Source organism: Streptomonospora salina (assembly GCF_014204715.1).
In the GTDB taxonomy this organism is placed as follows: Bacteria; Actinomycetota; Actinomycetes; order Streptosporangiales; family Streptosporangiaceae; genus Streptomonospora; species Streptomonospora salina.
Genome location: NZ_JACHLY010000002.1, coordinates 14,170 through 30,905 on the forward strand (window position 1 = coordinate 14,170; position 16,736 = coordinate 30,905).

At 70.9% G+C, this 16,736-nt stretch carries 25 protein-coding genes and 4 pseudogenes; 15 read left to right on the plus strand and 14 right to left on the minus strand.

Features of this window, described 5'->3' with window-relative positions:
• Positions 1 to 67: 67 nt before the first annotated feature.
• The 3 genes from HNR25_RS22980 to HNR25_RS22990 form a co-directional block, all read right to left on the minus strand.
• Complete coding sequence (locus tag HNR25_RS22980; RefSeq protein ID WP_184639792.1) at positions 68 to 472, minus strand: Tn3 family transposase; 405 nt, start codon at positions 470 to 472, stop codon at positions 68 to 70.
• Positions 420 to 1,304 (minus strand): hypothetical protein, encoded by an 885-nt coding sequence (locus tag HNR25_RS22985; RefSeq protein WP_184639794.1) that lies wholly within the window; start codon positions 1,302 to 1,304, stop codon positions 420 to 422. The genes HNR25_RS22980 and HNR25_RS22985 overlap by 53 nt, the downstream gene beginning before the upstream one ends.
• 198 nt (positions 1,305 to 1,502) lie before the next feature.
• The gene (locus HNR25_RS22990; RefSeq protein WP_184639797.1) at positions 1,503 to 2,171 is read right to left on the minus strand and encodes a GNAT family N-acetyltransferase; all 669 of its coding nucleotides are present in this window, start codon (positions 2,169 to 2,171) and stop codon (positions 1,503 to 1,505) included.
• A gap of 218 nt (positions 2,172 to 2,389) precedes the next feature.
• On the opposite strand from HNR25_RS22990, the gene HNR25_RS22995 reads away from it, so the two are divergent.
• The gene (locus HNR25_RS22995; protein ID WP_184639799.1) at positions 2,390 to 2,965 is read left to right on the plus strand and encodes a TetR family transcriptional regulator; all 576 of its coding nucleotides are present in this window, start codon (positions 2,390 to 2,392) and stop codon (positions 2,963 to 2,965) included.
• A 139-nt stretch (positions 2,966 to 3,104) separates the two neighbouring features.
• Here the strand turns inward: HNR25_RS22995 and HNR25_RS23000 are convergent, their stop codons facing one another.
• From HNR25_RS23000 to HNR25_RS26945, 5 genes are all read right to left on the minus strand, one after another.
• On the minus strand, positions 3,105 to 3,731 hold the full coding sequence (locus HNR25_RS23000; RefSeq protein WP_184639801.1) for a class I SAM-dependent methyltransferase: 627 nt from the start codon (positions 3,729 to 3,731) through the stop codon (positions 3,105 to 3,107).
• 50 nt (positions 3,732 to 3,781) lie between these two features.
• On the minus strand, positions 3,782 to 4,207 hold the full coding sequence (locus HNR25_RS26270; protein WP_184639803.1) for an ABC transporter permease: 426 nt from the start codon (positions 4,205 to 4,207) through the stop codon (positions 3,782 to 3,784).
• A 32-nt stretch (positions 4,208 to 4,239) separates the two neighbouring features.
• Positions 4,240 to 4,407 (minus strand): hypothetical protein, encoded by a 168-nt coding sequence (locus tag HNR25_RS23010; protein ID WP_184640630.1) that lies wholly within the window; start codon positions 4,405 to 4,407, stop codon positions 4,240 to 4,242.
• 97 nt (positions 4,408 to 4,504) lie between these two features.
• Positions 4,505 to 4,651 (minus strand): hypothetical protein, encoded by a 147-nt coding sequence (locus HNR25_RS26940; protein ID WP_312862749.1) that lies wholly within the window; start codon positions 4,649 to 4,651, stop codon positions 4,505 to 4,507.
• Positions 4,648 to 4,905 (minus strand): RidA family protein, encoded by a 258-nt coding sequence (locus tag HNR25_RS26945; RefSeq protein ID WP_312862750.1) that lies wholly within the window; start codon positions 4,903 to 4,905, stop codon positions 4,648 to 4,650. Before HNR25_RS26945 ends, HNR25_RS26940 begins: the two co-directional genes overlap by 4 nt.
• Before the next feature lie 114 nt (positions 4,906 to 5,019).
• Between HNR25_RS26945 and HNR25_RS23020 the strand changes: the two genes are divergently transcribed.
• The gene (locus HNR25_RS23020) at positions 5,020 to 5,400 is read left to right on the plus strand and encodes a winged helix-turn-helix transcriptional regulator (RefSeq protein ID WP_184639805.1); all 381 of its coding nucleotides are present in this window, start codon (positions 5,020 to 5,022) and stop codon (positions 5,398 to 5,400) included.
• 75 nt (positions 5,401 to 5,475) lie between these two features.
• On the opposite strand, the gene HNR25_RS23025 is transcribed toward HNR25_RS23020, so the two are convergent.
• Entirely contained in the window at positions 5,476 to 6,882 is a 1,407-nt protein-coding gene (locus tag HNR25_RS23025) for a CoA transferase (RefSeq protein ID WP_184639807.1), read from the minus strand.
• A gap of 75 nt (positions 6,883 to 6,957) precedes the next feature.
• The gene (locus tag HNR25_RS25500) at positions 6,958 to 7,116 is read right to left on the minus strand and encodes a mycothiol transferase (RefSeq protein ID WP_221459427.1); all 159 of its coding nucleotides are present in this window, start codon (positions 7,114 to 7,116) and stop codon (positions 6,958 to 6,960) included.
• A gap of 219 nt (positions 7,117 to 7,335) precedes the next feature.
• On the opposite strand from HNR25_RS25500, the pseudogene HNR25_RS23035 reads away from it, so the two are divergent.
• From HNR25_RS23035 to HNR25_RS27175, 4 genes and pseudogenes are all read left to right on the plus strand, one after another.
• Positions 7,336 to 7,620: pseudogene (locus tag HNR25_RS23035) on the plus strand (helix-turn-helix transcriptional regulator); the annotation flags it as partial.
• Positions 7,621 to 7,795: 175 nt separating this feature from the next.
• Positions 7,796 to 8,173: a nuclear transport factor 2 family protein gene (locus HNR25_RS23040; RefSeq protein WP_246464745.1), complete on the plus strand. Its 378-nt coding sequence runs from the start codon at positions 7,796 to 7,798 to the stop codon at positions 8,171 to 8,173.
• A gap of 185 nt (positions 8,174 to 8,358) precedes the next feature.
• Positions 8,359 to 8,772, plus strand: coding sequence for a spore-associated protein A (locus tag HNR25_RS23045; RefSeq protein WP_312862751.1), 414 nt, complete (start codon positions 8,359 to 8,361; stop codon positions 8,770 to 8,772).
• 210 nt (positions 8,773 to 8,982) lie between these two features.
• Positions 8,983 to 9,156, plus strand: a pseudogene (locus HNR25_RS27175) (hypothetical protein); the annotation flags it as partial.
• Between the two features lie 35 nt (positions 9,157 to 9,191).
• Here HNR25_RS27175 and HNR25_RS23055 read toward each other — a convergent pair.
• A pseudogene (locus HNR25_RS23055) lies at positions 9,192 to 10,232 on the minus strand (MFS transporter); the annotation flags it as partial.
• Between the two features lie 367 nt (positions 10,233 to 10,599).
• On the opposite strand from HNR25_RS23055, the gene HNR25_RS26275 reads away from it, so the two are divergent.
• Genes HNR25_RS26275 through HNR25_RS23070 form a run of 3 tightly spaced genes read left to right on the plus strand, consistent with a single transcriptional unit; the run spans position 10,600 to position 12,632 of the window.
• Positions 10,600 to 11,100 carry a MarR family winged helix-turn-helix transcriptional regulator gene (locus HNR25_RS26275; RefSeq protein WP_184639811.1) on the plus strand — a complete coding sequence of 167 codons (501 nt, stop codon included), beginning with the start codon at positions 10,600 to 10,602 and terminating at the stop codon, positions 11,098 to 11,100.
• Complete coding sequence (locus HNR25_RS23065; protein ID WP_184640632.1) at positions 11,097 to 11,678, plus strand: NADPH-dependent FMN reductase; 582 nt, start codon at positions 11,097 to 11,099, stop codon at positions 11,676 to 11,678. Before HNR25_RS26275 ends, HNR25_RS23065 begins: the two co-directional genes overlap by 4 nt.
• A 39-nt stretch (positions 11,679 to 11,717) precedes the next feature.
• Positions 11,718 to 12,632: an NADP-dependent oxidoreductase gene (locus HNR25_RS23070; RefSeq protein ID WP_184639813.1), complete on the plus strand. Its 915-nt coding sequence runs from the start codon at positions 11,718 to 11,720 to the stop codon at positions 12,630 to 12,632.
• 7 nt (positions 12,633 to 12,639) lie between these two features.
• Here the strand turns inward: HNR25_RS23070 and HNR25_RS25505 are convergent, their stop codons facing one another.
• Positions 12,640 to 12,933 (minus strand): hypothetical protein, encoded by a 294-nt coding sequence (locus tag HNR25_RS25505; protein WP_221459330.1) that lies wholly within the window; start codon positions 12,931 to 12,933, stop codon positions 12,640 to 12,642.
• 39 nt (positions 12,934 to 12,972) lie between these two features.
• Here HNR25_RS25505 and HNR25_RS25510 point away from each other — a divergent pair, with 39 nt between their 5' ends.
• Positions 12,973 to 13,332: an MmyB family transcriptional regulator gene (locus HNR25_RS25510; RefSeq protein ID WP_221459333.1), complete on the plus strand. Its 360-nt coding sequence runs from the start codon at positions 12,973 to 12,975 to the stop codon at positions 13,330 to 13,332.
• Between the two features lie 155 nt (positions 13,333 to 13,487).
• Here the strand turns inward: HNR25_RS25510 and HNR25_RS23080 are convergent, their stop codons facing one another.
• Positions 13,488 to 14,249, minus strand: a complete 762-nt coding sequence (locus tag HNR25_RS23080) for a class I SAM-dependent methyltransferase (RefSeq protein WP_184639815.1) — start codon at positions 14,247 to 14,249, stop codon at positions 13,488 to 13,490.
• A 454-nt stretch (positions 14,250 to 14,703) separates the two neighbouring features.
• Here HNR25_RS23080 and HNR25_RS26280 point away from each other — a divergent pair, with 454 nt between their 5' ends.
• From HNR25_RS26280 to HNR25_RS26955, 3 genes and pseudogenes are all read left to right on the plus strand, one after another.
• The gene (locus HNR25_RS26280; protein WP_184639817.1) at positions 14,704 to 15,111 is read left to right on the plus strand and encodes a cupin domain-containing protein; all 408 of its coding nucleotides are present in this window, start codon (positions 14,704 to 14,706) and stop codon (positions 15,109 to 15,111) included.
• Between the two features lie 155 nt (positions 15,112 to 15,266).
• A pseudogene (locus tag HNR25_RS26950) lies at positions 15,267 to 15,386 on the plus strand (recombinase family protein); the annotation flags it as partial.
• A gap of 12 nt (positions 15,387 to 15,398) precedes the next feature.
• Positions 15,399 to 15,632, plus strand: coding sequence for a hypothetical protein (locus tag HNR25_RS26955; RefSeq protein WP_312862752.1), 234 nt, complete (start codon positions 15,399 to 15,401; stop codon positions 15,630 to 15,632).
• Positions 15,633 to 15,646: 14 nt separating this feature from the next.
• Here the strand turns inward: HNR25_RS26955 and HNR25_RS25515 are convergent, their stop codons facing one another.
• Positions 15,647 to 15,829, minus strand: a complete 183-nt coding sequence (locus HNR25_RS25515; RefSeq protein ID WP_221459429.1) for a hypothetical protein — start codon at positions 15,827 to 15,829, stop codon at positions 15,647 to 15,649.
• A gap of 94 nt (positions 15,830 to 15,923) precedes the next feature.
• Between HNR25_RS25515 and HNR25_RS23095 the strand changes: the two genes are divergently transcribed.
• Both HNR25_RS23095 and HNR25_RS23100 read left to right on the plus strand, forming a co-directional pair.
• Positions 15,924 to 16,103 carry a helix-turn-helix domain-containing protein gene (locus tag HNR25_RS23095; protein ID WP_184639819.1) on the plus strand — a complete coding sequence of 60 codons (180 nt, stop codon included), beginning with the start codon at positions 15,924 to 15,926 and terminating at the stop codon, positions 16,101 to 16,103.
• A 324-nt stretch (positions 16,104 to 16,427) separates the two neighbouring features.
• Positions 16,428 to 16,568 (plus strand): hypothetical protein, encoded by a 141-nt coding sequence (locus HNR25_RS23100; protein WP_184639822.1) that lies wholly within the window; start codon positions 16,428 to 16,430, stop codon positions 16,566 to 16,568.
• Positions 16,569 to 16,736 lie beyond the last annotated feature (168 nt).

The following is a 16,736-nucleotide window of genomic DNA, read 5'->3' on the forward strand; positions in this document are numbered from 1 at the left end:
TTCAACGGATCACTCGACGCCGCTCATCCGCCCCTTTTGGCCCCAGGGATCCACGCGAAACGTGCTGTCAGTCGCTCTGGTCGGGTTCGCGCAGGGGCCGCAGCCCTTCCGTCTCCGGACGCTGTCCGCCGTCGCGGGCGTGGATGGCGTCCAAGATGTAGAGCGAATCGCGCATCGTGCCGGGCACCACCAGACCGCCCAGGCCCATGACCTGGTCGTTGATCACGTTGAGCCAGGTGGCGCCGCGTTTGCGCAGCCCGAAGTACGTGGGGTTCGCCCGCGTGTGCAGGTTCTGCGAGGGCACCACGAAGCGCATGCCGTGGGCCGAGGCGATCAGACCGCCGCCCCAGGCGGCGGTGATGCCGATCTCGGGTTGGGTCTGCAGCAGGCGGGCGCGGGGGTCGCCCCACCGGTCGCCGCTACGGGCGAAGACGTCCCTCCGTTTGAGGGCCCGGTGCAGGTGCTCGATCACCCACATGAGGAAGGCGGCCTTGTCGATGCGGCCGGCCTCCAGGTCGGGGTTGGCGTAGATGGGGCGCTTCCAGGAGCCCGCCGGTCAGCTCGGCGTGAGCGGCGATGCCGGCCGCCTTGTAGTGCTTGCGGCTGCGGGCCATGGCCGCGGCAGTGGCCAGCGCTTCCAGCACGGGCCGTCCGGCTTCGACGGCGCCGAAGTCGATGACCTCCACCAGCAGTTCGATGAAGCCCTGCACGGTGCGGTAGCGCTTGACCAGGCGGGCCCGCCACGCGGCGGCCTCGTCGTCATCGTCGAGCACCTGGTCGGAGACGGTCTGGACCGCCTCCATGAGCTTCGCGCGCGGCACGACCTCTTCGATGGCGTTCCACACCTCCGCCAGCGAGACCACCCGGGAGGTGGTGGCCTGCGGCGTCTGGATGAGCACATCCACCGCGGCCGCCATCTTCTTCGCCGCGCTTTTGAAATCGGGCAGGGTGCGCAACTTGTCCTCGCGGTGGGCCCGGTTCAGCAGCTTGGAGACCATCAGCACCTCCAGCACGTCCAGGGCGTCATCAACCGAGGCCGTCTCCAGGTGGCGGACCGTGGCCAACAACGTGGCGCCCTGGCGCGGGGCGGCCAACTCGGCCAACGCGGGGGCCTTGGTGCGCATCGCGTAGCGGGCCAGACCCTGCAGCTTGGCCTGGGGCACATCGTGCGCCTCGACCTGTCCGGCGCCGATGCCGGCGATGCGGCTGGTGCGGTCCAGGGCCTGGACCATGCCGGGGCTAGAGATACGCCCGGGTTCGGTGCGCAACAGCTCCGGCTCGGAGATGCGCGCTCCGTCCGGCACCTGCAGCAGGTCAGTCAGCTCGGTGCGCACCGGGTGCGGGATGCGCTCGTGCAGCACCGGTGCAGGCGGACGTTCTCCTCATTGCGCACCTGGCGCACCAGCCGGGAGAGCGCCGTCGCCCGGGTCGCGGCTCTATCGCCAAATCCTGTAGTAATCCTCCTCGCCCCCGTCTCGCAGGGGCACCTTCGTGACCAGGAGCTAGCCCTTCGAGCGCGACCGGTCCGGATCGGCGGCCGCGGGGCGCCACATCGGTTGCAGCCGCGGCCCGTCGGGTAGCTCCACGGGTTCGCCGCAGTCGGCGAAGCCGAAGCTCTCGTACAGCCGCCGGTTTCGCGGCGAGCTGGCCTCCAGGAAGGCCGGCGCGTGTTCGGCCTCCAGCCGCCGCAGGTGTGTGCGCAGCATCGCGCCGCCGATTCCCTGCCCGCGCAGGCGGGGGGCGACCACGATGTTGAGCAGGTACCAGTACGCCGAGGCGTCCGGGCGCCGCCGCCCGGTGAGCTCCATCAGCTGTTTCATCCGGTCGGCGTACTCGCCGTAGGCGTGCTCGATGAAGCGGGCGCCCTCCGGATCCTGCAGCGGGGAGGTGCCGGTCGCTGGGGCGGGATCGGTCCACTCCCACAGCGCGACCCCGGCCACCCCCGCGGACTCGTCCTCGGCGATCACCAGCTCCCCGGAGTGCAGGACGCTGTCGAGGTAGGCGACCATCGTTTCCCGCCAGGGGCCCGCGGTGATCCGCCGCCGCGCGTCTTCGTCATCGATCACCCAGCTCAGTACGGGGTCGTGCAGGTTGGCGGCGGTGTAGGCCTCAGCCACTGCCGGCAGCTCGGCCCGCTCGGGTCGGCGGAGCGTGGTCCGGTCGTCGGCCATGGTTCTCCTTCGGTGCTGTCGGCACCCCGCGGGGGCGGGTCCGGTGTCGGGGTCCATGCGGTTGGTGTTCGCCGAGGTCGCGGCCGGGGCGGTGAGCACGGTGTAGGGACGGGTCGTTCGTGCGGGGCGGGTAGCAGGCCGGCCGCCATGGCTAGATCGTACGTACGTCAAAACCCTCGCACAATACGTACGTACGTAAAAATGCTAGGGTCGTCGGCGTGAGCCAACGCGAGGATCTACTGGCCGGAGCGCGCACATGCCTGGTCGAAAAGGGCTACCACCACACGACCGCACGCGACATCGCCGCGGCGTCGGAGTCGCACCTGGCCTCCATCGGCTATCACTTCGGCTCCAAAGACGCGTTGATGAACCGCGCCGCGCTCCAGGCGCAGAGCGAGTGGGGCGACGTGATCGTCGCGTCGGTGCGGGCCGCGGCCACGGCTGATCCGGCCCGGCGCCTGCAGATCGCTCTCGAGGAGCTCTTCGCCTCGCTGCCCCCGCAACGCGAGCTCATCCTGGCCAGCGTGCAGGCCTACGCCCAAGCCGAATTCGCGGGAGGGATCCGCGACGCCCTGCGCGACGCCACCCGCCTCGCTCGGGCCGAACTGGCCGCGCTGCTGCTCGGCCGAGACGCCGACGGCATCGACACGGCCACCGCCGACACGGTCGGAGCCGTCGTCCACGCGCTGGTGGTGGGGTTTGCGATGCAGTCCCTGGTCGCCCCCGATGCGCTGCCGAGCGGAGAGCGGGCGGCCGCGGCGCTGCGGGAACTCGCGATCGCACACACCGCGTAGGTGAGAAAGGCCGCGCCGGTATCGACCGGCCCGGCCCATGCCCGCAGGGCACGCGCGCACATCGACCCGCGGCACGGTGCGGCGGTACTACCGCCGCCCCACCGGCCGGATCGGCGCCCGAGGCCCGGGCGGCCCGGGCTCAGCGGCGGCGCAGCTCGACGACGCTGTCGGCGGTGTGGCCGCCGGGGCCGGCGTGGGCGCGTGTACGCTCCCGGCTGACCAGTACCTCCCATTCCTGCGCGGCCGGCTCCAGCGACTCCAGCACCTGGGCGGAGGTGGGAAGCTCCACGTAGGCGCCGATCTCCTCGACCCACATGGGCTCGCCCACGTGGCCCACGATCAGCAGTGTCCCGCCGGGGGCGACGCGGGAAGCGGCGGTGCGCAGGATCGCTTCGCGCGGCAGGTCGTTCCAGGAGTGCAGGAAGAACGCCGCGACCAGGTCGAAGCCGCCTTCGGGAAACGAGGTGGCCAGGTCGTGGCGCTGGAAGTCGATGCGGTCGCCCACCCCGGCCTCGGCCGCGTGGCGGCGGGCCCGTTCCAGAGCCACCGCGGAGATGTCGGCGGCGACCACGCGCCAGCCCTGACGGGCCAGCCACACGGCGTCGGCGCCCTCGCCGCAGCCCAGATCCAGCGCGGTGCCCGGTTCGAGCCCTGCGGTCTCGTCGACCAGGACGGCGTTGGGATCGCCGCTCCAGACGCGCTCGCTCTCGCTGTAGCGGGCGTCCCAGTACTCTCGGCCCGTGGTTTCGTCGGTACCCTCGCTCATCGGTCGCCTCCTGGCGGTGCGGCTGCCGCGCTTCGGCGGCAGCAATGTGTCTACCGGCAATCCTGACCGTGTACCCGCTGCAGGCCAAACGACGTTGCCGGTGCGGCAATACGGCGCGGTCGCTGCAACGGCACCGTGGCCAGGGCCACGACCGCCACCACGCGCCCGGCCAGCAGCGCGAACCGGTTGACGGGGGTGATCAGAATCCGCTCCAGCTCTCCCGAGCCGCGTTCCTCCTGGATTCCCGCACCGATGAACGCGCTGGTGGTGAAGACCATGAGCACGAGCATGCCGGGCACGAACCATTGCAGCCTGCAGCCCGCGGGAATGCCGGGAATCCCTCCCAGGGCCGCCACCAGCGGACCGGACAGGAGCAGCAGGCGGTCGGCTATGGACTCGACGCAGGGCCAGGGTGTGCGCAGCGTGGATCGGGTGTCGCGGACGAAGACCGCGCCGGTGCCGGTGAGCAGACTCATCTGCGGGACCCTTCGACGGCGGGGACGGCGTTTCAGTCGCGGTCTTCGCGCAGGCTGCGCCCGGTCAGGGAGAGGAAGATGTCGTCCAGCGTGGGGCGCGGCACCCGGGTGCCGCGCAAGCGGATGCCGGCCGCGCGGCACCGGCGCACCGGATGAGCGGCCCATCGCCGAGGGGCCTGCGCGGGTGTTCGGGCAGGCACGGCCGGTACTCCGAGCGGGGCTTTCGGTCCCGTCCCGACCGTGCCGCTGCTGCGGCAGAGCCGCGGCTCTGCCGCAGCAGCGGCACGGGGCCGCCGTTCAGTCGATCACGGCGGTGGCCTCGACCTCGACCATGTAGTCGTGTGCGGCCAGAGCCGCCACGCCCAGCAGGGTGGCCGGCGGGACCGGCGCGGTCCCCGATTTCGCGGCCGCCCGCGCGACGCCGTCGAGGAACGGGGCCATCATGTCCAGTCGACGACGTAGACGGTCAGCTTGGCGACGTCCTCGAAGGACGCGCCGGCTGCAGCCAGGGCGGTGCCGACGTTGAGATAGCACTGCTCGACCTGGCCGGCGAAGTCGCCCGGCGCGACCGTGGCGCCGTCGGCGTCGAAGGCGACCTGCCCGGCGACGGAGACCAGAGTCGAACCGGAGGCCACCGACACCTGCCGGTAGGCCTGGGGTGCGGGCAGCCCGCCGGGGTTGAGCAGAGTGACGGCCATGGTGAGCGCCTTCTTTCCGTACGAGCGCGTTCCGCTCTCTTGTGGTTACTCGAGAACCGTAGGAGAGTGGTCGCTGACATGGAAGGACGCACTTTTTCGTGACGGGGGAACCCGATGGTGACCGAGCAGTTCAGCGGCCCGCCCGAGGAAGCGGACCTGACGCGGGCCGATTCCCTGGCGCGCGAGATCTTCTCCGACGTCGCCAACAAGTGGGCGCTGCTGATCATCGAGCTCCTCGGTGACCGCACCCTGCGCTTCAGCGAGGTGCGCAACGAGGTCGAGGGCATCAGCCACAAGATGCTCACCCAGAACCTGCGCATGCTGGAGCGCAACGGCCTGGTCGAGCGCACCGTGCATCCGACCGTGCCGCCGCGGGTCGAATACACCCTCACCGAGCCGGGCCAGGCCCTTCGCGCGACGATCGACGGGCTGTGCCGCTGGACCCGCCACCATCTGGGCCACATCGAGGCCTCCCGCCGCCGCTTCGACGCCTGAGCACCGGTGCTTGCGCGCGAAGGGCTTCTCGCAGCTCGTGCCGGTCCTTCCCGACGCGCCGGGCGCGTTCGGCCGCTACGTCCAGGCGGCGGGGTCGCCGCCCCATCGGGTCGGGGGTGCGGCCCAGTTTCGGGGCGCCCCCTCGTAGTGGACCGGCGGGAGCGCATGGCGCAGCAGGCCGTAGGACGACGGCGTCTCCCGCAGCCAGTCGGCGGCGTCGTAGGTGCCTTCCGCGGCAGGGGCGGGGGCGATTCCGCGCAACAGCCAGTCTGCGGTGCCCGCCAACGAGAACCGCAGAATGCGGCCCCGGCTGTCGGCCTGTCGTCGGACCAGGGCCCGCAGCACTCCCCCGGCCGTCAGGTAGCCGGTGCCGTGGTCCAGGGCCTGGGCGGGCAGGGCGCCCGGGCGCCCTGCAGGGGCCGCCTCGATCGCCGCGATACCGCTGGCCGCCTGTACCAGGCTGTCGAACCCCCGGCGCCCGGCCCAGCGGCCGGGCGACCAGCCCCAGGCGCACAGCTGGGCGACGACCAGGCCGGGGCGGCGGGCGATCATCGCCCGGGCCGCCGCCCCGTGCCCGTCGAGGGAACCGGGCCGGTAGCTCGTCACCACCACGTCGGCCGTGTCGAGCAGCTCTTCGAAGGCGGCCGCTCCCCCGGCGGATCCCAGGTCCAGCAGGGTCGAGCGCTTGCCCCACCCGGTGTCGATGTGGGTGTCGGGATCCTCGGGCAGGCCCGGGGGGTCCACGCGCAGCACGTCGGCGCCCAGCAGGGCGAGGGTCCGGGTGGCGACCGGACCGGCGATGACCCGGGTGAGGTCCAGCACCCGCAGGCCCGCGGCGGGAAGCGGCGCCTGCGGCAGCCGGCGGCTCCCGGGGGCACCGGACTCCTCGACCTCGGCCACCGGCACGCCGCGGGTGAGGGACCCCCCGCTGGGCGCCGTCGCGGGTGCCACGGCCACGGCCAGGCCGCCGGCCGCATAGACCGCCTCCTGGATCTCATGCGCGCGACGCCCGGCCAGTACGTCGGCGACCCGCTCGACCAGCCCGGTCGCCTCGGGCGGATCGTCGCCGTCCGCGCCGCTGCCGGTGTCGATGCCCAGGGCGGCCAGCAGACGCGCGCGGTGGTGCGGGTAGTTCGCGTGGGTGCGAACCCACCCGTCGGCGGCTTGCCAGAAACCCGACAGGGGCGCGAAGGCGGTCGGGCTGCGGCCCTGCACCAGCAGGTGGCGTTCGCTGCGGAACGCCGTCGCCACGGCGCCCTCGTCCACCCGCACCTCGGGAACCGGTCCACCGTTGCGCACGGCGAGCAATTCGGCCGCGGCCAGCGAACACACTCCGACCGTCGCGCGGGCGAGTTCACGCACCGGCAGCACGGCCGCAAGCACCGGGCCCGCGCCGCTGTAGGAGACCCTCGCAGGCAGGTCCGCGGCGCCGCCGAGCGCGTGCCACGCACGGGCCGTGGCCGTATCCGCTCTGCTTTCCATGGCCCCATGCTCCCTGCCGGCGGCGCCGGTGGACAGCCCCTGTGATAAAGGACATGCGGTCGTGGACGTGCCCGGTCAGGTCGACGTCCGGCCGTCGATCGCCTCGCGCAGGATGTCGGCGTGCCCGGCGTTCTGGGTGGTCTCGGCGATGATGTGGATCAGGACCCGCCGCACGCTGTGCGCCGCTCCCGGCTCGTTCCAGGGCGCCTTCGGAAGCGGGTGTGTCGCCGACAGGTCCTCGACGGAGGCGACGACCTCCTCGGTACGGGCGGCGACGCGCTCCTAGCGTTCCAGGATTCCCGCCAGCGTCTCTCCGGGCTGCACCGAGAAGTCGGTTTGGCGGTCGATCGCCCACTGCGGCATTTCCCGCGCAGTACCGGACATGAGGTCGTCCCAGGTGACGCCGTCGGGAAGGGCGAAGCTCATCGCCGCGGGCCCTTCGAGGCGAAGCGCACCCAGGTTACCGTGCGCCGCGACGTCGACCGCCTGCGCGAGCTGGGCTATCCCATCGCCGCCGACAAGGGCCCCGACGGCGGATACCGTCTCGACTCCGGCGCGCAGCTGCCTCCGCTGCTGTTCGACGACGAACAGGCCGTCGCGCTCGTCGTCGCGCTGCGCATCGCCGCCACCACCGGTGCCGGCATCGAGGACGGGGCCGAACGCGCGCTGAACACCCTGCGCCAGGTCATGCCCGCACGGCTGCGCCGCCGCATCGACACCTTCCAGGCCACCGCCGTCGAGCGGGTCCGCGGCAGCGCCGCAGCCGCGCACGTGCGACCGCCGCCAGGGCAACGGCTTCGACATGCGGGCGCTCATGCATCGCGGCGGGCCGCTGAGCGGCAAGCACTTCCTGTTCCAGGGCTGAAGCCCGACCGGTACACCTCATGCGAACGACAAGACAAGGACAAGGACGATGGCAACAGACACGCAGACCTCGCGGACCGTGGCCGGGGAGTTCCTGGAGCGCCTCGGCAGGCAGGACCCCGGCGGCATCCAGGAACCGTTCGCCGAGGAGATCGACTGGCACGTCCCCGGAAGTGACGCGCTGGCCTGGACCGGGCGCCGCACCCGCCGGGAGGAGGTCGCTCCGTACTTCACCACGATGTGGCCGCACTTCGCGCACGGCAGGAGCGAGGTCGTGCTGGAGCGCGTCATCGTCGACGGCGGTGACGTGATGCTGCTGGCGGTCTTCACGCACACCGTCGTGGCCACGGGGAAGGAGTTCACCACACCGGCGGCCATGCATCTGGTGGTCGAGGACGGCCGGATCGCCTGTACGAGGACACGCTGACCGTCGAGAAGGCGTTCAGCGCCGACTGAGCGGAGCGTCCGCAGAGCCCGTTGCCAGAGCGGAAGCCCGAGGCCCGTGATCACGATCAGTCATGCCATGGCCGCAATCGGACACGAACTGTTGCGGAGAGTGGGCGGTCGCCTACGCTTTAGAGCATCATCACCCCCGGATGAACGGATCCTTCCGTGCGACTGTTCAGGAAGAGCCTCGTCACCGCCACCGCGACCCTGGCAGTCCTGGCCGGCGGCGCGATCACCGCGTCCCCCGCTTCCGCCGCCGCCTACAACGGCGCATGCGGCTCGGGCTACGGCGTCGTCAACTCCGCACACGTGCCCAACAACAAGGGCACGGTCTTCCTCACCTACAACTACTCCAACGACTACAACTGCGCGGTCACCGTACGAAACGACCCGGGCACCGCACTTCCCATGAACGTCGCGTTGCGCAGGGCCGGAGACGAGAGTTCGGCCAAGTACGACCCGGGCTCCTACACCACCTACTCCGGTCCGGTGTATGTGTACGGGAACGACACCTGCATGGACTGGGGCGGTGTCATCGACGGCGATCAGGCCGTCAGGTACGCCACCAACTGCAGTTGAGGCGCGCGGCCGCCTCGGCCGGACACGATGACGCCCCGTTCCCCGCGGCGACCGCCGCGGGGAACGGGGCGGACGCGGTTCTCCCGACGCTCCGGCGAGGGGCCAAGCAACCGGCGAGCAGCTTCCGAGGACGCGCCCCTGGAGAGCTCGCCGACGCTTGGACATGGGCAGAGTGCGCGGGCGAACTGATCGGCGACCAGGCCGGCGCGCCGGCTCGGATTCGCGCTGCTGCTGACGTTCTTCCAGGCCGAGGGCCGCATCCCCACCTACGCCGCAGACGTCCCCGCTCCGGCGGTGGACTGCGCCGCTTCCCGAGTCGGGGTGGATGCCGCGCCGCTCGCCCGGTACCCCACGAGCATGCTGACGGGGGACGGCGACCGCTGACCCGCCCAGCGGTGAGCCGGTTGCCCACCGGTCGTTCATCGGCCGGCGCGACTTGGCAGCAGGGACGCTGGGACGAGGGCGACGAGGGACAGGGCGAGAGTGCACCCGAAAGCGAACCCGTACGCCTGAAGGGACGAGTCGCCGGTGGCCAGTTGGCGGCCCACCACGGCGAGGAGGAAGGCCGTGCCGAAAGAGCCGCCGACACGCTGGATGACGCTCAGCAGCGTGGTCGCCGCGGGGATGTCTTCTGCGGCCAGTCGGCCGTAGGCGGCGGCGGTGATCGGGACGGTGGCGAAGGCGAGGCCCGCGCCGCGCACGAACAGGGCCGCGCCCAACGCGAGGTCATCCGCCTCCGGGGCGATGACATAGGGCAGGGTGGCGAGCGCGGCGACGGCTGTGCCGGTGAGAAGCACCGGGCGCGGTCCGATCCGGTCCGTGAGCCGGCCGGCCAGCGGCAATGCGGCCATGGTGGCAAGAGCCAAAGGCGCCAGCAACAGGCCGGTCTCCACGCCGGTGGCCCCGCGTACCTGCTGGTAGAACAGCGGCAGCAGCACCATCGGCCCGAAGATCGAGGCGCCGGCTACCGCCATCAGCCCTGCGGCCAGGGCGAACGAGGAGTTGGCGAACAGTCGGAGCTCCACCGGGGCACGGCTGCTCCTGCGCGTGTACATGACATAGGACCCGAGTAGCGCAGCGCCGACGGCAATCGGAACCCATGCTGACGGCGTCCCGGCCGACACGGTGATCCGGGTGCAGCCATACAGCAGCATCGCCAGTCCCGGGCAGAGGAGGAGAAGTCCGCGCACGTCGAGCGGACGCCGTTCGGCGGACACTCGTTCCGGGATTCCCCGCCCGGACAGGGCGAGGGCGGCGACGCTGAACGGGATGCTGATCCAGAACACCCATCGCCATCCGGGGCCGTCCACGAGGAGCCCGCCCAGCAGCGGACCGGCCAGCGGTGCGAGCTGGCCCGGAACGGCTACCAGCGCCATCACCCGGCCCAGGCGGCGGGGCCCCGCGGCTGTCGCGAGGATCGTCTGCAGTAAGGGCAGGATCAGACCGCCGCCCACTCCTTGGAGGACACGAACTGTTGACGAGGCTCGTGGCCGACCACGCTGCGCCGCACAGCAATGAGGCGAGCGTGAACACCAGCAGGCTGAGTCTCCACAGCGGACCGGCGCCGAGGCGGCCGAGCGCCCACGGCATGGTCGGGACGACGACGGCCAGGGTGAGGAGGTAGGCGGTTGCCACCCACTGGATCTGTGCGGTGTCGGCCCCCAGTGCGGCTCGGGCGTCGTCCAGGGGCGACTCCCACGATGGTGGTGTTGAGCAGGGACGCCAGGCCGCCGACCATGAGGATCGCGGCCAGGCGGAGCAGGCTCGGGTCCAGTCGGTCGGAGTTTTTCGTTGGCATGCCATCAGTATGCGCGCTACTCTGTTGGTATGCCAACAAACAAGAGTGCAGGGCGACATCAGGAGCCGCACCCGGGAATCGAGGTTGACGAGGCCCCCCTGGGTTCCCTGCTGCTCCAAGCGGTGCGGGCCCACGCCGCGCTGGCCACCTCCCTCCTGGCCGAGCTCGGGCTGGCCGCGCCGCAGGAGGTGGTCCTGCTCTATCTCCAGGACCACGGCGGCGTCCCGCAGTCCGAACTCGTCCGATTCCTGGGGCGGGACCGCTCCACCGTGACCGCCACCCTGCAGACCCTGGAGCGCGCCGCTCTGGTCGAGCGGACACCGTCGCAGACCGACCGGCGTGCCATGGACGTCGACCTCACCGAGGCGGGGCGCGCGCTGTGCCCCCGAATCCGCGCCGCATGGGCCGAACTGGAAAGGCTCGCCTTCGAGTACGTGGCCCCGCGGCAACGCGCCGAGCTCACCTCGGCTCTCGGGGCCGTCCGCGACGCCGCACGAACCCACGCCGCAGAGAAAGGGGCCCCCTCGTGACTACCCGCCCGCTCCGCCTGGCGCTCATCGTCGCCAGCACGCGCCAAGGCCGCTTCGGCGAGGCCGTCGGCCGGTGGGCCGCCTGCCTCGCGCGCGACCGGCCCGAGTACGCGATCGACGTCATCGACCTGGCCGACCTCGCCCTGCCCGCCGATCTCAGCGGCTCGGCCGACGTCCGGGACTTCGCCGAACGCATCGGCGCCGCCGACGCCTTCCTCATCGTCACCTGCGAGTACAACCACGGCTATCCGGCATCCCTGAAACTCGCCGTCGACAGCGTCCGCGAGGAGTGGGCGGCCAAGCCCGTGGGCTTCGTCTGCTACGGCGGAGTCGCCGGCGGTCTGCGCGCAGTCGAGCAGCTGCGCCAGATATTCGCCGAGCTGCACGCCGTCACCATGCGCGACACCGTCAGCTTCCACTTTCCCCACACGCGCATCGCACCCGATGGACGCGTCGACGACCCGGCCATCGCCGAGAGCGCCGAAACCGCCGCACGAACCCTGTTCGACCGACTGGCCTGGTGGGGGACAGCGCTCCGCGACGCCCGCAGCGCCCTCCCCTACGCCCCAGTCACGTAATCGCCGATGACCACGAGACCTCATCAGGAGCGACGTCCCATGCCGACCGCCATCGGGTTCTCCCGCTTCGGAGCCCCGGAAGTCCTCCACCCCGTCCGGATCGAGACACCGCGCCCCGGTCCCGGCCAGGCGCTTGTGCGCGTCCGTGCCGCCGGAGTGAACCCGGTCGACTGCAAGATCCGACGCGGCGACTTCGCCGACACCGGACCCCGGCACTTCCCGCACCGCCTCGGAAACGAGTTCGCCGGGACCGTAGTCGCACTGGGCCCCGACAATCCCGCCGAGAGCACCGTCGCCGTCGGTACCGACGTGCTGGGTTCGGCCTCAGCGCAGGCCTACACCGAAAGCCTCGCCGTCGACATCGCCGGACTGGCCGTCAAACCGCCATCGCTGCCCTGGGAGATGGCTGCCGGACTGCCGGCCGCCGGACAGACCGCCCGCACCGCCCTGTCCCGACTGAACGTGGGCGCCGGCGACGTCGTCCTCGTGCACGCCGCCGCGGGCGGCGTCGGCACCATGGCCGTGCAACTCGCGGGCGAACTGGGGGCACGGGTGATCGGGACCGCCGGCGAAGCCAACCACGCCTATCTGCGCGGTCTCGGAGCGACTCCGGTCAGCTACGGGCCAGGACTGACCGAACGCGTGCGCACCGTGGCACCGGGAGGCGTCGACGCGGCCCTGGACCTGGTCGGCGGCGAAGCCGTCACCACCAGCCTCGCCCTCGTCGGGGAACGGCGCCGCATCGGTACCACCGTCGACCAGCACGCGGTCGAGGAGTACGGCGTGCAGCGGATGGGCGGCCGATCCTACGCTGCCCTGCACGAGGTCGCCGATCTGGCCGCCGCCGATCGCCTGACCTTGCCCGTACGCACGTTCCCACTGGGTGAGGCTGCTTCCGCGCACCGCGCCGTTGAGACCGGGCACGTTCGGGGCAAGGTCGTCCTTTCGGTCTAGGCTCTGTCTAAGAAGGTGTCGTCGCGAGGCCGCGCAGCCAGATGTCGATCACCGCGACCTGGACCGTGGCCGCTTTCGCGGTGGGTGTCGCACAGGCGTTCCAAGTCAACGGGCCACTGGTGGTCCCAGGCGCCGAAGTGCGGGCCCATGGAGGCGTGCACCCCCGGATACCGGGGTCGGCGAGTGCGCGGATCGCCGCGTCGGAGTGGGCGGACGTGCGCGAGTTGTGCGAGAAGTCCGGCATCGTGGTGATCCCGGCGTCCAGCGCGGCGAGCGCCGCGAGCCGGGTGCCCGCGTACATGTCGTGGGGCGTGTATCGGGGGGGGCGACGCGCCCGGACGTGTCGACCGCCTCCGCCCGGCCGCGCGTCGACGTTCGCCTGCGCATGCTGCTCGACTCTTGGCCGGACACCCCGGCGATGATCATCGACCGGCGCCTGGACCTCCTGGCCACCGACGCCCTGGCGGACGCGCTGTACGCCGACTTCGCCGAGGCCGACAACCTGGTGCGGATGATCTTTCTGGACCCGTCGGGAGAGGTCTTCTTCGTCGACTGGCAGCGCACCGCGCGGGCGTGCGTGGCCAACCTGCGTCTGGCGCTCGGGCACGATCCGCACGACCGCAGGGTGCACGAACTCGTGGAAGGGGCGGACCGGGGCAGTCCCCGGTTCCGCGCCCTGATGTGGTTCCCAGGAGGCTGAAAACGGCCGATGGGTGTCGTTATCACCGGTCTCGTCGTCGGGGAGAGCCGGGCATCGGAGCGCTATGGCGTCTGTTCCACGTCCGGCCGCCAACGAATCTGGGGATCTCGATGCTGTCGTGCAACTCCTGGTGGTCGGCAGGCGTGTTGGTCGGGTCAGCGGCTGGAACGCGCGGCGGTCGTCCACATGCCGCCGGGCTGCTGGGCGTGGTGGGTGACCGAGAAGCCGGCTGACTCAAGCCGTTTGACGAGATCGTCGGGCGCGATCCGCAGCTTGGGGTAGCTGCTCTTGTGGAGTTGCCACCCTGTGGGGGTTCGGGTGTAGACGAGGTCGTTGACGGTCACCCTGTCTGGACTGTCGTAGTCCAACGCGCACAGCATGATCCGATCGGAGTCGCTGCGAACTGGCAGGAACCGATCGACTCCCTCCAGGGGCTGGGTCAAGTCGCGATAGGTCAGCACGAGCGTGCCTTCCGCAGCCAGAGACGCCGCAGCGCGGGCGAGCAGGACGTCCACCGCGTTGTGGTCGGGCAGATGAAGGAGGGTGTCCCGCATGCACACGATGGCGTCGATCGACCGCTGCCCAGCTACCTCGGGAAGGGCGTCGACGAGGTCCGCCTGCAGCGTCTGCACGGCGGGGCGTGAGGATGCGTGTTGGGCGAGCTCGGCGAGAAGCTCTTGGCTCGTGTCGACTCCTACGACGGTCGCGAAGCCCATGTCCGCCAAGGCCAGCGTCTGAGGCCCGGGCCCGCATCCCAGGTCCACGGCGACCGAGTTTCGTGAGGATCCGGGCGCAGCGATGCTCAGTCCTTCCAGAGCCAAGCGGTCCTGGGTCGCGACCTGCTCGACGTCGCCACCGAGCATCCAGCTGTAGTGGTGAGCCAGGAGGTCGCGGTAGTGCGCGGATTGATCTGTCATCCCGCCAACGTATCGAGTGGTATCAGCACTCTCGCAGTCCAGGTCAGCATGTCCACAGGGCCCCCATTGAGACACCCGCCGGCTGGCTATCGCTAACGCGCACCACATCCGTGAGCAGCCGCACCGGTGACCAGGACCGTCTCAGATACCCAGTACGGTGAAAATCGCACTGAGGGGTGGCCGAACGTTGCACTGCCCATCATGTTCGCCACCCTGATCGGCTACGCCCGCTGCTCCACGGGGTGCTGGTAAGGAGCGTGTCACCAGGTGCCGACTAACCCGCGAGTAGCCCTGACGACAGGGAGCCCCCATCGCTATGAGCCCTGCAGAGTCAGGGGTCTGTAGTGTGTCTCAACGGAGCGCGACTCCTCCGCGGTGCGGCCTGGACAGCCAGGACCCGCGAGGCGTTGCGCTTCGGCATGGGACGGATTTCGCAGTAGAAGGAGGAATCTACGTGGACGTGGAGCCGTTCGTGCGCCGCATCACTGACGGGTCATGGAGCGTCTGGGACGACGAGCGGAACGGCCGGGTGTCGTTCACCTCGGCGGTCGGCGACAGTACGCCCTCGGATTCCCTGACCGCGGGGTTTGCGCGCATGCCGCCCGGAGGATGGCTCGGTCGGCACAGCCACGCAGCGACCGAGATGTATCACGTCCTCGCCGGGCAGGGCGTGGTGCACGTGGACGGCCGCGAAGAACCCGTCGCCTCGGGCAGCGTCGTCTTCATCCCCTCGCATTGCGTGCACGGCCTCCACAACACCGGAGAAGGCGACCTCGAGTTCGTCTACGTCTACGCTGCCGACTCGGTCGCCGACGAGCGCCTCCGGTACACCTATCCAGATGACACCGACGCCGCCCCCTGATCTGAACCGCCGTCGGGTCTGGCGGGGCCGGCCTACACAGCGCGGCGCCTCCAGCCGCCCCGACCTCAAGGCCTGCCTGGCCTGCCTGCGTCCCGACGACACCCGTAGTCCCCGCCCTGGACCGGCTGGCCCGCTCGCCGCAGGACCTGATCAGCCTGGTCGGCGACCTGCGCCGCGAGGACATCGGGTTCCGCTCCCTGCACGAGGCCCTGGACACCACCACCCCCGGCGGCCGCCTGGTCGTCCACGTCTTCGCCGCCCTGGCCGAGTTCATCCGCGAGCTGATCGTGGAGGGCATCCACGAGGGCTTGGAGGCCGCCCGCGCCGCCGGAAAGCGCCTCGGACGGCCTCCCGCGATGAATGAGGAGCAGGTGCGCCACGTCCGCGACCTGCTCTCCCGCCCCGAGAACAGCCTCGCCGCGATCGCCCGCCTGCTCGGGGTGGTCCCGCTCGACCCTGTACAAGCACGTGCCCGAGCTCTCCGGCAGCCGGGCCCCGCCGCCATCGAGGAGGCCCGGTGAGGCGCCTTGGGTCCTCACTCCACTTCCCTGTCCGGGGCCTGCTCCTGCTCGCCGCTCCGGCGTAGCAGGACGGCTATGGCCCTCTCGCGGCGGGCCGGATCGCGCGACCACACGGCCGGAACGGCCACCAGCAGGACCATCAGCAGCATCGGCAGCGCCCCCAGCGCGGCTGCGGCCAGTTCGACGGCGGTGCCCATCGCCTTGCACCACCCCCTCGGTGGCGGCCGGAACGCGCTGATGGCCGCAACCGCAGGCGGATAGGCCCTGACAGCCCGCGTCGACCTCCTGCGGATGCGCACCTGCGAGGGCATGGCCGTGGCCAAGACGAACGGCGAGCTCTCACAAAAACAGCAGGCCGAGCTCCGGGGGCTGCACACCAGCGGGGACGACACGATCGCCGACCTCACCGAACTGTTCTCCGTGTCCCGGCCCACCGTGTACCGCACACTCCAGCGCAACAGCGGCGTATGACACGTTCCGGCACCCCGCACGTCCAGGGCCAAGCGCGAACGAGGGACCTATGAGCAGCACGTACTACTTGCCACGGCCCCTTTCCGGCGTATCCGCGGTCCCCACCCCTTCAACGCCTGCGGTCGCGAGACACGCACGTTCTCTCCCAGCACACCAGCGAGCGGCTGTCCACCCGGCTCGTCCGCCACGACCGGCTGCGGAAAATCGTGAACCGGCCGCTCATCCGGCACAGCGGTTTGTGTGAGATGACCGCTGATCATCGCACGGACGGATCTGAGACGACGGCGACGACCACGTGGATCGCGTGAGACCCAGCATGCCCGGGTGCACGAGTCGAGTGGGAAAGTCAGCGGCTACGCACGCTCGGGCTGGGACGCGCACGGGCTGAGCGTGCGTACCGCGCCGGCATTCACGGCGCTGACCCGGGCCCGATCGGTCGACAGCTACGGGCGCCCGGCCCCGTAGTTCCGTTTGCGGCCCAGGGGAACCCGGTCGACACGCCCCACACCCCTGGCTTCCGATAAGGCCCGCTTATCGGAAGCCAGGATTTGAGGGTGTTTTCGTTTTCTGTATCGTATTAACGTCGCAAACCAACGAAACAAAACAAGCAAACGAAATGTGCGCCGCGCACCT